This window comes from Methylobacterium crusticola, assembly GCF_003574465.1.
Lineage (GTDB): Bacteria > Pseudomonadota > Alphaproteobacteria > Rhizobiales > Beijerinckiaceae > Methylobacterium > Methylobacterium crusticola.
In genome coordinates this window covers 19,106-32,843 of sequence record NZ_KZ984624.1, presented here as the reverse complement: position 1 = coordinate 32,843, position 13,738 = coordinate 19,106, and the positions used below count along the sequence as shown (strand labels likewise).

The following is a 13,738-nucleotide window of genomic DNA, read 5'->3' as shown; positions in this document are numbered from 1 at the left end:
CCCGCCCGCCCCTCCGCGCCGCCGCCCGCCGGGACGGCGGCGCGCGGGCCGCGGCGGCGCTCCGGCCGGCGAGGGAGCGCTGATCCGATGGCGATGCGCACGACGTTCGTGGTGCAGACGTTCGAGGTGCATCGCAAGCGGCTGCGGCCCGGTGCGCGGGACGTGGCGCCGACCGAGAGCGGCGCCCTGAAGCGGGCCGAGGCGATCGCGGGCCGGATGCCGGGCGCCGCGGCGCTCAGGGTCGTGGCGGACGACGAGACGGGCGAGCTGGAGAGCGTCACCATCCTCGGTCAGTTCGGCGAGATCCCGGACGACTTCGCCGAGCAGGTCGGCGGCGGGTGAGCGCGGGCGCCACCCCGGGCGGGGCGCCCGGCGGCGAGGCCCGCGGGCGGGCCCGGGGGCCCAGGACCGACCGGAGACCGGGACCGCCCGGCGCTGCTACCATGGCGGCCTCGAGCCACCCGGGAGCCTGTGCGATGACCGCGACCCTGTCATTCGAAGAGGACGCGAGCGCGCGCATCGGCGCGCTCGAGCTAGTCGTCTCGGCCCTGCTGCGCGAGCTCGCGCAGCGCGACCCGGACCTGCGCGACGCCGTCCTGGCCGAGGTGCGGCGCGCGACCGGGGCGGTCGCGGCGCCGACGCCGAAGACCGAGGCCGAGCAGGCCAAGGCCCTCGACCTGGCCGAGATCATCCTGGCGCCGTGACGCCGCGGCGGCCGGGCCGGCCGCCGTGGCCGGGCGGCCGCCGACCCCATGGAGGCACGTCATGAAGCAAGGTCAACTCAGAGCCAGGCTCAACGCCGACAAGACGTCGCTGACGCTCGGGCTGCCCGGCGCGGACGGCAACCTGCGGACGCTCGACCTCGCGTCGGCCAAGGAGGTCGAGCAATTGATCCGGGTGCTGTGCGAGTACCGCAACCAGATGGTCCCGGGCGTGCCCGCGACCCTCGACAGCGCCACGGTGGACGTCGACGAGACGGGCGGCGTGTGGGCGGCCGCGGCGGGGCGCCACCAGGGCCTGCGCCCCGTCTTCTTCCGCCACGCGACCTTCGGCTGGCTCGGCTTCCTGCTGACCGACGAGAACGCCGAGACCCTGGCGGAGGCGCTGACCGCCCCCTTGCAGGACGACGCGCCGCGCACCGTGAATTGAGGGCGGGCGCCGAAGGCGGGCGCCGGGCGCCGGCCGGCCTCAGGCCGGACGGGTGGGCGCCGGGCGCGGCCGCGGCTCCTCGCCGGTGAGGCTCGTGCCCGGATCGAGGGCGTCCGGCTTGCCGGCGGCGGCGTGGTCGGCGGGCGCGACGCCGACCTTCTCGGCGGCCCGGTCCTCGTCGGCCCGCGTCAGGCGCGGGCGCGCCGTCAGGGCGTCGTCCGCCTCTCCGGCAGCCGCGGGCGGCGCGGACCGGCGGGTCTCCGTCTCGTGGGGCATGGCCTCTCCTCCTGCGGCCGGGGCCAACGCGGGGCAGGGCGCGGCGGTTCGGTGCGTGCCGAACCGCGGGGCTCGCTCCGCGCCCGGCCGCGGGGCCTCAGTTCGCCGGTCCCTCGGGCCGGGACAGCACGGCGTCGAGCTGGTCGGTGATGCGGCGGAGCGCTGCGAGCGACGCCTTCGACCCGCGCAGGTGGGCGACGATCTTCTTGCGGGTGAAGGGCCGTCCATCCTCGTCGACGTCGTCGATGAAAGCACAGAGCGCGGCCCGGAAGGACTCGGGCCCCACGCCGAAGAGCGCCACGTCGTCGAAGCAGACGATGGGAGCGTCCAGCGCACCTTCGGGTACGGCTGCATGGACCGACCGCGCATTCGTCGTCTCGCAAGTGGCTTTTGCCGTCAACATGGGTGCGCCCTTGAAGGTCTTCGAACAGGTCTTGCTTACCAGGGCTGCCGGCGACGCGATTTGCCGAAAGTTAAATCGGACCTGGCGGGTCCGGTTCCGGCTGCCTGCTCGGCGTATGCTTGGCCGCCGGGGCCGGGCACCGGTCCGCACGCGCCCGGATTGCGGGCGGATTGCGGGCGGATTGCAGGACCTGGGCCCGGCCTACTCGTCGTCCCCGAACGCGTCGAAGCCGGGCTCCTTGCAGCGGTAGCCGACGAGGCAGGCCGGGTTGTCGAGGGTCGGCACGAAGGCGCGCGTGGCGATCTCGGTCGGCTCGCAGAAGCTGCGGTCGCGCACGAAGCGGTCGTAGGTGTAGCCGCCGGTGCCGAGCACGAGGGCGCCCCGGCCGGCGACGAGCCGCCCCGCCTGGACGCAGGTCATCTCCACGCTCGACGGGCGCCCCTGGGCGGCGGCCGCGACGGTCGCGGCCGCGAGGGCGACCAGGGCGAGGGCGGCCGCGGCGGGCGTCGGGCGGAACGGCACCGGCGGGTGTCTCATCGGCGGGGGCCCCCGGGCTCGACGCGCCGCGCGCGCGGCCTGCCGTGACCAAACTCGGGCCGGCCCGCTTCGGATCCGCCCGCGGCGGCCCGGCCGGATGCCGCAGCCCCGGCAGGCCGGCGCCGCTCAGCCGGGGCCGATGCGGCCGAGCGCGGAGAGCCGGCCCTGGAGCTCCGCCCAGATCCGCGGGGCGCGCGCCTTGAGATCGTTCTCCCCCAGGGCCGCGACCGGCAGGACGACGGCGCCGCCGGCGCGCAGGTGCTGCGCGAGGCGGTCGAAGTCGGCCTCCGACGCCGCGCGGAAATCCGCGAGGCTGTCGTCGCCGTCGTCGAAGAAGGCGGCCTTGTGGGTCGCGGGCAGCCGCTTCGTCGGGATGCCGACCGCGTTCGGCTCGCCGCGCATCTCACGGGAATACTTGCCGAGGCCCCGGCGCGCGACGTTGTCGGCGTACACGAACAGGGTCTCGGGACGGGCCCGCAACCCCTCGCGGGTCACGCCGGTCTCGTGGCGGATCGGCACGACGTCGCTCCCGGCTCACCACCGATAGATCAGGCTCGCGTAGAATTGCCGGGGCTGGCCGCGGTAGCAGGCGCCGGCCTGGCAGTTGAAGTAGGTTCGGTCGAGGAGGTTGGTGACGTTCACCTGCAGCCGCACGCCGGTCAGGCGCGGGTCGACCTTGGCGAAGTCGTAGGCCGCCACCAGGTCGAACAGCGTGACGGTGGAGTTGCGGAAGGTGTCCGGGACGTCGTTGGCGGGGCTGGTGCCGGCGTAGCGCACGCCGCCGCCGAAGCTCAGGCCGTAGAGGTCGGTCCAGGACGGCATGGCGTAGGTCGCGAACATCCGGAAGGTGTTGCCCGGTATGCCGGAGAGCGCGAGGCCGATCGTCTCCGGGTTGCCGGGGTTGCGGATGGTGCTGATGTCGACGTGGCTGTAGGCCGCCGTGACGTTGATGCCGGGACCGAGGTTGGCCACCGCCTCGAGCTCGGCGCCGTGCGAGTTGACCGCCCCGATCGCCGTGAGGTTGGTGAGCGGGCTGACCGGGTCGGGGGCCAGCACGTTGGTCTGCGTGATGTCGAACACCGCCGCGTTCAGGAAGACGCTGGTGCCGGGGACGTTGAACTTCACGCCGCCCTCGATCTGGCGCCCCCGCGTCGGCTGGAACGGCTGGCCGAGCCGGTCGAGGCCGAGCTGGGGCGCGAAGGTGTTGGCGATGCTGAAGTACGGGACGAGCTCGTCGGTGAGCAGGTAGTTGAGGCCGACGCGGCCGCTGAAGGCCCGGTTCGTCGCCTCGGCGGTGGAGGACGGGTCGCCCACGGGGCCCGCCGTCGTGTCGACGCCGTCGTGCCGGCCGGTGAGGGTCAGGAGGAAGCGCCCGAGCCTGGCCTGGTCCTGCACGTAGGTGCCGAGCTGCGACTGCGTCACGCGGGTCGCGGCCCCGAGGTCGGGCACCGGGATGAACTGCGCGCCGTAGTTCGGGCGGATCAGCCCCCCGATCTGCAGGTCCGGGGCGAGGCCGAAGCCGCTGCGCTGGCTGTAGGTGGCGTACGTGTAGTCGATGCCGGTCAGCAGGGTGTGCCGGACCGGGCCGGTGGCGCCGCGGACCTCGAGCTGGTTGTCGACCGTGAAGGTGTCGAGGATGTTGGCGATGCGCCCGGTGTCGCGCGCCGCCGTCCTCAGGTCGGCGCTGAGGCCGCCGGGGCTGATCGCCGTGTACCGGAGGTCGGCGTCCACGTGGTAGTAGCGGAAATTCTGCCGGAACACGATGTCCGGGCTGAACTTGTGCTCGAAGGCGTACCCGACGCGGTACTGCTCGGTGTTGAAGTTCTGGAAGGCCGGATCGCCCGAGAACAGCTTCGTCTTCTGGAAGCGCGGGTCGGTGAAGTCCGAGTAGAACGAGGCGTTTCCCGGGACCGTGTTGTTGAGGTACTCGGCCAGCACCGTGAACGTGGTGTCCGCCGACGGCTTCCAGGTGAAGGCCGGGGCGATGTAGACGCGGTCGTCGATGCCGCCGGGCAGGAAGTCGTTGCCCTGCCGGACGAGCCCGGTCATCCGGTAGGAGAGCTGGCCGTCGGTGTTCTCCACCGGGCCGCCGAGATCGAAGGCGCCCTGGTAGCGGTCGTACTTCCCGCGCTGCAGCCAGACCTCCCCGAACGGGGTCGCGGTCGGGCGCTTCGAGGTGACGTCGACGATGCCGCCCGGCGAGCCGAGGCCGTACAGCCCCCCGGCCGGCCCGCGCAGGATCGTGATCGCGTCGAGGCCGTAGGGCTCGACCCGCGGGATCGCGAACGGCGAGGAGGGCTGGCGCAGGCCGTCGCGGTAGATGCCGACGTTCGTGACGTTGAAGCCGCGGATGTAGAACGAGTCGAAGCGCGGGTCGAAGCCGAACACGTTGGCCGAGACGCCCGGCGTGTAGTCGATCGCCTCGTTCAGCGTCTGGACGTTGCGGTCGTTGAGCTGCTCGCGCGTGATCACCGAGACCGATTGCGGGGTCTCGAGGAGCGGCGTGTTGGTCTTCGTCGCCGCGGGGCTGACCCGGGCGCTGTAGCCGACGACGCCGCTCGGGCCGCCGCCGCCGCCGCTCGTCGCCGAGGCGTCGGCGGGCGCGCCGACGCCCGCGGGCGGACGCGCCGCCGGGGCGCCCGCCACCGTGATCTCGTTGAGCGGGATCGTGCCCTGCGCCGCGGCGGGATCGGGCGAGGCCGCGACCGCCGCGAGGAGGCCGAGGGCGGCCGATCGCCCGGCGCGGCCCCCCGGCCTCGGGCACGACGCGACGACGGGAAGACCCCGGACCTGATGGACTGACTTGCTCATCACCGACGCAATTGTGGTTAGCGGGACGGACTCGCCGCACGGGCTCGCGCCACCATATGTCAGCGGCCCGGCAAAGATCACCGCCGATCGACACCTGTTTGGAGCGAGTAAAAACTGATGAGCACTTCTAAATCAGGATGTGACATATATCATACAGAGAAGAGGTCACCTTGCTATTTTTAGAAGAATGAAAAACTACTCTTGGAGCTGGGGATCTCCGGGCGGCGAGGGCCGGCCGGCCGCCGGGGCGGCGCCGGGGCCGCGCCGGCGCGCGCGCGTGACGAAGGTGACACATGGCTGACGGATCGACTTTTGCTCAGGCCTTCACGATCCTGTTCCGCGAGGGTCTCGAGGCGCTCCTGGTGATCGCCGCCCTCGCGGCGTTCCTGCGCCGCGCCGGCGCGACGGACCGGATCGGCCCGCTCTACGCCGGCGCGGGCGCCGCCGTGCTGGCGAGCCTCGGCATGGCCTGGGTCTTCGAGACCTACTTCGACGGCAACCACAACGACCTGATCGAGGCGGGCGTCATGCTGCTCGCCGCCGGCCTGATGTTCATGATGAGCGGCTGGCTCTTCCTCCGGCAGGACCCCAAGGCCTGGCAGGCGGACCTCAACCGCATGGCGGGCCAGGCCCTCGGCGCCGGGGCCGCGCCGGGAGCCGTACGGGGCGCCGGGGCCGCGCTCGGCGCCGGCAATGCGCTCGGCGCCGGTTCCGCGCTCGGCGCCGGCGTTGCGCTCGGCGCCGGGTCCGCGCTCGGCGCCGGGGCCGCGCTCTCGCTGGCCGGCATCGCCTTCCTGGCGGTGTTCCGCGAGGGCGCCGAGACGGTGCTGTTCCTGCACGCCCTGGCGCGGACCGCCAACGGCTGGGACGCCTCCCTGCTCGGCGGCCTCGGGGCGGCCGTCCTCGCCCTCGGGGCGCTGTTCGCCGCGATGCAGTGGCTGGCGCTCCGGCTGCCGCTGCGGCCGATCTTCCTCCTCACTTCGGCCCTGCTGTTCGTGATGGGGCTGAAGCTCGTCGGCGCGGCGATCCAGGAGTTGCAGGAGCAGACCCTCGTCCCCGTCCACGACGGCGGCGTGCCGGAGGCCGTCGCCGCCCTCGGCTTCAACGGCAGCTGGGAGGCGCTCGGCCTGCAAGGGGTGATCGTCGTCGCGGCCCTCGCCTGCCTGCTCGTGCTGCAGCGCGGCCGGGACGGCGCGAAGGCCGCCCCCGGCCTGGTGCGGTAGCCCGGATCCGCCGGCCGCCGGCGGGGGCGGCCCGGCTGGCACGGATCTGGCTCGCGCTCCGGCGGGGGTGCGGCCTCGGCGCAGCCCCGGGGCCTCGGGCAGGAGACGAACCTTGACGACGATCGCCATCCCGGCCCGGCCGGAGACCTTCGCGCTCGACGCGGCCCGCGCCGCCCTCGTCGTCGTCGACATGCAGAACGCCTACCTGTCGCCCGGCGGCTACCTCGACACCGTGGGCTTCGAGGTCGGGAGCTCCGGGCCGGCGGTCGCCGCCGCCGCGGCGGTGCTGGGCGCGGCGCGGGCGGCGGGGCTGTTCGTCGCGCACCTCCAGAACGGCTTCGACCGCGACCAGACCGAGGCCGGCGGGCCCGCGTCGCCGGTCTGGCACAAGTCGAACGCCCTCCGGCACATGCGCGCGCACCCCGAGACCCGCGGCACCCTGATCACCCACGGGACCTGGGACCACGCCTTCGTGGACCCGATGCGGCCGCGCCCCGGCGAGGCGATGGTGCTCAAGGCGCGCTACAGCGGGTTCGCGGGCACGAACCTGGAGCAGCTGCTGCGGGCCCGCGGGGTCACGCACCTGATCCTGGTCGGCGTCGCCACGAACGTCTGCGTCGAGTCGACCCTGCGCGACGCCTACCACCGCGAATTCTTCGCCCTGATGGTCCGGGACGCGACCCACCAGGCCGGGCCCGAGGCGGTGTTCGGGGCGAGCGTCTTCAACGTCGAGCGCTTCTTCGGATGGACCGCCGCGGCGGCGGACGTGGCCGAGGCCCTGCACGGGCGCCCGTCGCGCGCGGCCTAGAGCAGCATCCGATCACGCTGCCATCGGCCGCGGCTCCAGGTTTTCGATTCTGCCGCATGTTCTGCGGCGAACCGGTGTCCACTGCGCCGGAAAATGCTCCAGGGCCAGCCGGCGCGCGCCGGCGCCCCGCGCTGGAACGAGGAGCCGGGGCCTGACGGGCGCTTCAACAAGCGCCCGTCAGGCTCTAAGCAGATCGGCGTGATTCGCGCGAGGTTCGAGGACCGCAATGAGCATCGTCCAGGACGCCTTCGGCCGCTTCAAGCAGACGGTCGCCGCCTACGCGGGCGACGAGGCGCTGATGCGCGCGGCCGTGTCCGCCAGCGCCAACGTGATCGTGGCCGACGGCGAGGTGGCGGGCGCCGAGTTCGAGGCCGCCATCGCCGGCCTGCTGGCCGATCCCATCCTGGAGAAGGGGTACGACAACCTGATGCTGGCGGAGGAGCTCTACGACGCGATCGGCCGGGCGCGCACGCGGGCCGGCCGGATGCGGAACCGGCTCCTCATCGAGGCCGTCGCCGAGCGCCCGCTCGCGCAGCGCCAGAGCGTCTTCCTGATCGCCGCCGACGTGGCGGATTTCGAGGGCATCAGCCCGCAGGAGCACGACGCGCTCGACGAGGTCGCCGTCGTGCTCTCCCTCGACAAGCACGGGCTGCTGGCCGGGGCCGCGGCGGGCGGGCGCTGACGTGCCGGCGCGCCTCGCCCGCGGCCGGGCGGCCCCCGGGGCGCGCTCGCCCGCGGCCCCGACCCTGGAGGCGGCATGCGACCGATCCTCACGTCCCTGGTGCGCTGGCTCGTCGCCGGGGCGGTCGCCTTCGGCGTCGCCTGGATCGCCTTCCACCTGCGGTGAGGCGCCCACCTGCGGTAAGGCGGCGGGCCGGCCCGCCATCCCGGCCGGCCGAGGCGCCGGCCCGCCGCCGCGCGACCCGGGAGGCGAAGGCCGCGTGACCCGCTGGCTCCGTCACGCGCTCGTCGCGGCCCTCCTCCTGGCGGGCGGGCCAGCGGGGCCCGCCGCCGCCCAGCGCGGCGCCTGCCCGCCCGGCTTCAAGAGCGCCGCCGGGGCCTGCGTGCGCGCCTGTCCGGGCGGGTACGAGGACCGGGGCGCGGAGTGCGTGTACCGCAGCGAGTCGCACTGATCCGGGGGCGCCGGCATCCGGCACCCGGCGGGGCGTGCGGGCCGGCGCGGCCGGAGGGACGCGTTCCTTCGGGCCGTGTGGCCAAGCTGCACTAGGCCGACCATTCTAGGTTGCGCTTAAAATCGGTTCTCCCGCCAGACGCAGCGGGCTGCAAGGGGAACCTGACCACCATGTTCAAGACGCTTCTGCTCGCAGGTGCAGCAGCAACAGCCTTTGCGGGCGTTGCGTCTGCAGCCGACCTGCCGCGCCGCGCGGCGCCGCCGGTGTTCACGCCGGTGCCGGTCTTCACCTGGACCGGGTTCTACGCCGGCTTCAACGCCGGCTACGGCTTCGACGCCTCGGACGACCGGGCTCCGACGGTCCTCGGCGTCGGTCCCACCACCCGGATCTTCGCGACGGCCATCAACACCTACAGCACCGGCGTGCTGGCGTTCAACAACCGCAGCAGCAACGACGGCTTCACCGGCGGCGGCCAGATCGGCTACAACTACCAGTTCACGCCGGGCAACGGCTTCGTGGTCGGCCTCGAGGCGGACGCGCAGTACGTCGATTTCGGCCGCGACCGCAACCGCTTCGCCTTCGCGTCAGCCGGCACGGTCGTGCCCGGCACGCTGGTGTTCAACCCCAACGGCTTCTCGGGCCTCGACTTCTTCGGCACCGTGCGCGGCCGTCTCGGCTACGCCTGGGATCGCACCCTCGTGTACGCCACCGGCGGCTTCGCGTACGGCAGCGGCGGCGGGCGCGACTTCGGCCTGCCCAACCGCTCCACCGACGATTTCCAGACCGGCTGGACCGTCGGCGGCGGCGTCGAGTACGCCCTGCCCACCGACTCCTTCCTGAACTTCTTCCGGTCGTCGGCCGTGACGTTCAAGGTCGAGGGCCTGTACGTCAACCTCGACCGCAACAACGGCTTCAACGGGGCCTTCGCGGTCAACAACGCCGGCCGGGTGGTCACGACCCTCGACCCGGACGTCGTGGTGGTCGGCGGCAACCCGGCGCGGCGCAACACCGAGTTCGCGGTGGTGCGCGCCGGCATCAACTACAAGTTCGGCAGCTACTGAGCGCGCCGGCAGCCCGGCCCGGCGCCGCGGCCGGTTCGCCCGAACCGGCCGCGGCGTCCCCGCGTCGCGTCCCGGCCGTCGGGACGCGCTCCCGGCCACGGGTCCCGGTTCCCGGTCAACCCGGCGCCCGCCCCCTGGCATCAGCCTTGCGGAGACGCCGGGGTGACCGAGGACACCCCGATGGACGAAGCGACTGCGCCGAAGCCGGCCGATCTCGTGCGCGCCTTCCTGGCGAACCTCATGAAGGCGGCGCTCACCTCGAACGACGCGCACAGCCTGGCCTGGCGGACGGAGGCGGCGCGCCTGCGCGGGGAGATCGTCCACTCCGACCCCGGGGCGCTGGCGCGGCTGAAGCTCGACGGCCTCTGGTGGCTCGCCGTCGGGGATGCCGAGAGCCCCGACCTCCGGCCCGAGGAGGGCCAGATCGAGTACGGGCAGCCCAAGACCTGCCCGTTCACCCTGGAGGAGATCACCGCGGCGGCCTTCGACGTCGACCTCGCGGTGGACCGCCTGATCAAGTCGGCGGCGACCGGGTAGCGACGCGGCCCCGCGCCGCAGGACGCGCTCAGCGCGGCCGCGCCGAGCGCGCGAGACGGATCAGTTCGGGCGCCGTCAGGCAGCGGTCCGGCGGCTCAGCCGCCTTGGGCGGCAGGCCCGCCCGGGACGTTTCGCTCCGCGCCGGCTCGGCCGCGGGCACGCTCTCGCGCCAGTGCGGCCAGGTACTCGGGGACCGGAAAGCCTTGACTGCGTCCGCCATGATCACTCCCGCATAGACGCTCCCGCGATGATCGCGCCGCACAGTACCAAGCTTGGCGGTATCGGCATCTTCATTTGTTAGGATGGGGGGCATGGCGCCGCAGCGAGGCGGCCGGCGTCGCGCCTGCCCCAGCGGGCAGGCCCCCGGGGCGGCGCCGCGACGGCGCGCGCAGAGCCCGCGCCGCCCGGGCCTCGGTCCGACCGGCGCAGAATGACGCCGGATGGTTAAGACTTCGTGAACGGCCGGGGTGAGGCCTCGCCGCCCGGGACCACGCGCGCCCTCGCGAGACCGGCGCCGGCGCGCGATCCGCGGTGCCCGGCCGGGCCGCACCGGCAGCGCGCCGCCCCCCGGCCGGCGGGCCAGCAGAAAACCTGCGCGAGGCCGTGGATCGCCGCCGCATCGGATCTCCGAATGCGGTATAGTCGGCGCCGCGATGCCTTCGTTTGCACCACGGGAGACGGCGATGCGCGCAGTTCGATTGATCATCGGAGCAACGGTGCTGTGCGCCGTCGCGCCGAACCTGCTTCAGGCCCAGACCAACCCGGACCTGACCGGCACCGGCGGCGGACCGTCCTCGACGATCACGGCGCCGTACACGGCCTCGACCGGCCAGACGGTGCCGCGGACCGGCCGCGGCGAGCGGTCGATGGAGCGCAACATGGACGACCTCACCCGGATGGAGAGGCGCGACGACGCCATCGACAAGGGCATCTGCACCGGCTGCGACTGAGGCCGCTCCGGTCAGGGCGCCCGCCCGGCCGCGCCGAGCTCGGCCGCGACCGCGTCCGCCTGGCTGTGGGTGAGCCCCGCGGCGACGACCTCGGTGCCGCGATACACCGTGTACGTGCCGTCCTCGGTCCCGACGACGCGGATCTCAGGCATGGCGCGCTCCTGTCCGAAGCGGGTGCACGAAGAGCAGGGAGGTCAGGTCTACCACGACCGGGCCGGGGCCGCGAGCGGGCCCGCGCGGCGAGCCTTCCGGCCCGCCCGGCGAGCCCGTCGGCCCGCGGCCGGCGGAGGTTGCACATTCGGGCGTCCTGGCCTCCACTCGCGGCGGCGCGGAGCCGTCGGTTCGGCGCGCCACAGCAGCGAGGGAGAGTGCGGCCGTGCTGACCTACGAGAAGAAGCCTGGCACCGACGTGGCCGAGATCGTGGTCGACGGGACGATCACCGACCAGGAGATGACCGCGCTGATCGCCGCGATGCAGGCCGACCTCGACAAGGGCGGCAAGCTCAAGCTGCTCGAGGACATCCGCACCTTCAAGGGCATGGAGCCGGCGGCGTTCTTCAAGGACGTGCGCTTCGGCCTGGCGATGATGAAGGGGATCAGCCACGTCGCGGTGGTGTCGGACGCGCAGTGGCTGCGCCTCCTCGCCGAGACGTTCGGGCGCGTGTCGCCGGCGCAGATCCGGGTGTTCGAGCGCGCCCGGATCGACGAGGCCCGCGCGTGGCTCGCCGCTCCGACCTGAGATCCCGCCCGTCCACGGGCCCGGGGCCGTCCCGGGTCGCGACGCGGCCGCCCGACGCGGCGGCCGCAGGCGCCCGGAGGGCTCAGCGGCGCGGGGGAGGGGGACGATCCGCCTCGGCCGCCGGCGCGAACAGGGTGATGTTGCTGTTGATCTGGTAGGCGCCCGTCGGCGGCGTGTTGACGAAGCGCAGCCGGATCGGGCTCTCGCCCAGGACGGCGCCGAACGCCGGCGTCACCGGCATCGGGAAGCACCGCGACAGGGCGTCGCGGGCCGCCGTCTCGTAGCCCTTCCAGGCCTGCCGGCTGCGACCCGCCTGCCGGGCGGTCACGAGGGGCGTTCCGCGGATCGCGCCCGTCTTGTCGAGGCCGAAGCGGAAGGCGATCAGCGCCCCGTCGCTGCCGGCCGGGATCGCCCAGCAGGCCGCGAGCGCGGCCCGGAACTCGGCCCAGTTGTTGACGCCGCCGCCCGGGATGCCAGGCTGCGCCGCGCCCGCGGGCGCGAGCAGCAGGAGGACCGCCAGCCCGGCCAGCAGGCGCGCGGGGCCCGGCCGCGCACGTCCAGCCCGCTCACTCTGCTCGCTCACTCGGGGCGCACGCCATGGTTCATCGCCGGGGACCGTCTGCCGGATCGCCCCGAGACTAGAGCAGCATCCGATCACGCTGCAATCGGCCGCTGCTCCAGGTTTTTGATTCTGCCGCATTGTCTGCGGCGAACCGGTGTCCACTTCGCCGGAAAATGCTCGAGTGCCGGCCGGCGCGCGGTCAACTCGCCCGCTTGCCTCCGGCCCGGCGACGCGGTCGCCTGGCCGGAGGGGTTCGTCGCGCCGGCGCATCTCGGCCGCGCAGGCTGCCGGGTGGCGAAGCTGCGGCCGCGGTCGGGCCGCGTCCGCAGGATGGTCGTCCCGCTCGGCGAGGCCGGCCCTGTGCCGGCCGGCCGCCCGCTGTAGGATGAGGCGGCGCGACCGTGACCGCGCGGTCTCGACCTCTCACCTTCGGAGTGGCGGTGCTCACCTACGCGATCGGCGACATCCATGGATGCCGCCAGGAGTTCGAGAGCCTCCTCGCCATGATCCGCGTGCACGCCGGCGAGCGGGAGCATCGCATCATCACGCTCGGCGACGCCATCGATCGCGGCCCCGACTCCAAGGGTGTCCTCGACATAGTGATGCGTCGGCCCGACATCGTTGCCCTCAGGGGCAATCATGAGCAGATGTTGCTCGAGGCCCGCCACAGCGACACAGGAGAGCAGGAGGCAAGGTGGCTCCAGAACGGCGGCAGCGCAACGCTGCGCAGCTTCGGTGCAAGCGGAATTGTTACGTACAGCGCACACGACATCCCGGAAAGATACGTTGATTTCTGCTCCGGCCGCCTGCTCTGGTATTATGAAGATGCGCAACGCATCTACGTCCACGCCGGCATGCATCCGTCGGACACCTCGATCTCCCAGGCGGACAAGCAGGATCTGATCTGGATACGCAGTGCATTCCTGTTTCACGCCGGCCGCTTCCCGAAATACGTGGTGCACGGCCACACCCCGACGGCGAACGGCGTCGCGGACATCCGCCACAATCGCTGCAACCTCGATACCTGCTGCTTCAGCACCGGCGTCCTGACCTGCGCCGTTTTCGACGAGAGCCAGGAGCAGCCCATCGACCTCCTGCGGACGCCGCGCTGGACGTGAGGACGGGACCCGGTGACGCCCGGCAGGCGCACCGGGGAGCCATCCGCCGGCACCCCGCAGGCGGCCGAGGCTCCGGGCAGGGAGATCGGGCCCGCCACCAACCCGTCGTCACACGAGCCCGGGACGATCTCACCGGCATGGCGCGCGTCGCCGGCGCCAGCGGCGGCGAGCGCGCGCTCGAGGGCTGCCGCGACCGGGCCCCGGGCCGGGCGGGATGCCGGGTGCGAACAGGCCGCGAGGCCCGGTCAGCGCCCTTCAGGGCCGAGGCCGGCAAGGACAGCGATGCAGCCGCACCCACTTGCGCTGCCAAGTCAGCAATGACGCAATCATATGTTGTAAGTCAGCGTTGCATTGAAACCGATTCGTAACGCGATATCTTTCAAAGCTCGTTGACCATTCAACAGCGTCAATTCATAGTTATCAAATCTAAG

The 13,738-nt window shown here is 73.1% G+C and carries 19 protein-coding genes; 12 read left to right on the top strand and 7 right to left on the bottom strand.

Annotated elements, in window-relative coordinates:
• Positions 1-87 precede the first annotated feature (87 nt).
• The 3 genes from DT057_RS02730 (at position 88) to DT057_RS02720 (ending at position 1,149) form a co-directional block, all read left to right on the top strand.
• Complete coding sequence (locus DT057_RS02730) at positions 88-342, top strand: hypothetical protein (protein ID WP_128560590.1); 255 nt, start codon at positions 88-90, stop codon at positions 340-342.
• A 134-nt stretch (positions 343-476) separates the two neighbouring features.
• Positions 477-704, top strand: coding sequence for a hypothetical protein (locus DT057_RS02725; protein WP_128560589.1), 228 nt, complete (start codon positions 477-479; stop codon positions 702-704).
• Between the two features lie 61 nt (positions 705-765).
• The gene (locus DT057_RS02720; protein ID WP_128560588.1) at positions 766-1,149 is read left to right on the top strand and encodes a hypothetical protein; all 384 of its coding nucleotides are present in this window, start codon (positions 766-768) and stop codon (positions 1,147-1,149) included.
• Positions 1,150-1,188: 39 nt separating this feature from the next.
• On the opposite strand, the gene DT057_RS02715 is transcribed toward DT057_RS02720, so the two are convergent.
• The 5 genes from DT057_RS02715 to DT057_RS02695 form a co-directional block, all read right to left on the bottom strand.
• On the bottom strand, positions 1,189-1,425 hold the full coding sequence (locus DT057_RS02715; protein WP_128560587.1) for a hypothetical protein: 237 nt from the start codon (positions 1,423-1,425) through the stop codon (positions 1,189-1,191).
• Between the two features lie 97 nt (positions 1,426-1,522).
• Positions 1,523-1,828 (bottom strand): hypothetical protein, encoded by a 306-nt coding sequence (locus tag DT057_RS02710; protein WP_128560586.1) that lies wholly within the window; start codon positions 1,826-1,828, stop codon positions 1,523-1,525.
• A 201-nt stretch (positions 1,829-2,029) separates the two neighbouring features.
• Positions 2,030-2,365, bottom strand: a complete 336-nt coding sequence (locus DT057_RS02705) for a hypothetical protein (RefSeq protein ID WP_128560585.1) — start codon at positions 2,363-2,365, stop codon at positions 2,030-2,032.
• A gap of 126 nt (positions 2,366-2,491) precedes the next feature.
• The gene (locus DT057_RS02700) at positions 2,492-2,884 is read right to left on the bottom strand and encodes a DUF7831 domain-containing protein (RefSeq protein WP_128560584.1); all 393 of its coding nucleotides are present in this window, start codon (positions 2,882-2,884) and stop codon (positions 2,492-2,494) included.
• A gap of 15 nt (positions 2,885-2,899) precedes the next feature.
• Positions 2,900-5,176 (bottom strand): TonB-dependent siderophore receptor, encoded by a 2,277-nt coding sequence (locus tag DT057_RS02695; protein WP_128560583.1) that lies wholly within the window; start codon positions 5,174-5,176, stop codon positions 2,900-2,902.
• 293 nt (positions 5,177-5,469) lie between these two features.
• On the opposite strand from DT057_RS02695, the gene DT057_RS02690 reads away from it, so the two are divergent.
• From DT057_RS02690 to DT057_RS02660, 7 genes are all read left to right on the top strand, one after another.
• On the top strand, positions 5,470-6,399 hold the full coding sequence (locus DT057_RS02690) for an FTR1 family protein (protein WP_128560582.1): 930 nt from the start codon (positions 5,470-5,472) through the stop codon (positions 6,397-6,399).
• A gap of 46 nt (positions 6,400-6,445) precedes the next feature.
• Complete coding sequence (locus DT057_RS02685) at positions 6,446-7,207, top strand: isochorismatase family protein (protein WP_407068110.1); 762 nt, start codon at positions 6,446-6,448, stop codon at positions 7,205-7,207.
• A gap of 226 nt (positions 7,208-7,433) precedes the next feature.
• The gene (locus tag DT057_RS02680) at positions 7,434-7,889 is read left to right on the top strand and encodes a tellurite resistance TerB family protein (RefSeq protein WP_128560581.1); all 456 of its coding nucleotides are present in this window, start codon (positions 7,434-7,436) and stop codon (positions 7,887-7,889) included.
• Between the two features lie 259 nt (positions 7,890-8,148).
• Positions 8,149-8,340, top strand: coding sequence for a hypothetical protein (locus tag DT057_RS02675; protein WP_128560580.1), 192 nt, complete (start codon positions 8,149-8,151; stop codon positions 8,338-8,340).
• A 170-nt stretch (positions 8,341-8,510) separates the two neighbouring features.
• On the top strand, positions 8,511-9,401 hold the full coding sequence (locus DT057_RS02670; protein WP_128560579.1) for an outer membrane protein: 891 nt from the start codon (positions 8,511-8,513) through the stop codon (positions 9,399-9,401).
• A gap of 180 nt (positions 9,402-9,581) precedes the next feature.
• Positions 9,582-9,938, top strand: a complete 357-nt coding sequence (locus tag DT057_RS02665; RefSeq protein ID WP_128560578.1) for a hypothetical protein — start codon at positions 9,582-9,584, stop codon at positions 9,936-9,938.
• Between the two features lie 683 nt (positions 9,939-10,621).
• Positions 10,622-10,888 (top strand): hypothetical protein, encoded by a 267-nt coding sequence (locus DT057_RS02660; protein WP_128560577.1) that lies wholly within the window; start codon positions 10,622-10,624, stop codon positions 10,886-10,888.
• Positions 10,889-10,899: 11 nt separating this feature from the next.
• Here the strand turns inward: DT057_RS02660 and DT057_RS36010 are convergent, their stop codons facing one another.
• A complete protein-coding gene (locus tag DT057_RS36010; RefSeq protein ID WP_203236165.1) occupies positions 10,900-11,040 on the bottom strand; it encodes a hypothetical protein in 141 nt (46 codons plus the stop codon).
• Positions 11,041-11,264: 224 nt separating this feature from the next.
• On the opposite strand from DT057_RS36010, the gene DT057_RS02655 reads away from it, so the two are divergent.
• A complete protein-coding gene (locus tag DT057_RS02655) occupies positions 11,265-11,627 on the top strand; it encodes a SpoIIAA family protein (RefSeq protein WP_128560576.1) in 363 nt (120 codons plus the stop codon).
• Between the two features lie 82 nt (positions 11,628-11,709).
• Here DT057_RS02655 and DT057_RS02650 read toward each other — a convergent pair whose 3' ends face one another.
• Positions 11,710-12,210 (bottom strand): hypothetical protein, encoded by a 501-nt coding sequence (locus DT057_RS02650; RefSeq protein ID WP_238313604.1) that lies wholly within the window; start codon positions 12,208-12,210, stop codon positions 11,710-11,712.
• Between the two features lie 419 nt (positions 12,211-12,629).
• On the opposite strand from DT057_RS02650, the gene DT057_RS02645 reads away from it, so the two are divergent.
• Positions 12,630-13,307 (top strand): metallophosphoesterase family protein, encoded by a 678-nt coding sequence (locus DT057_RS02645; RefSeq protein ID WP_162501297.1) that lies wholly within the window; start codon positions 12,630-12,632, stop codon positions 13,305-13,307.
• The last annotated feature ends 431 nt before the right edge of the window (positions 13,308-13,738 follow it).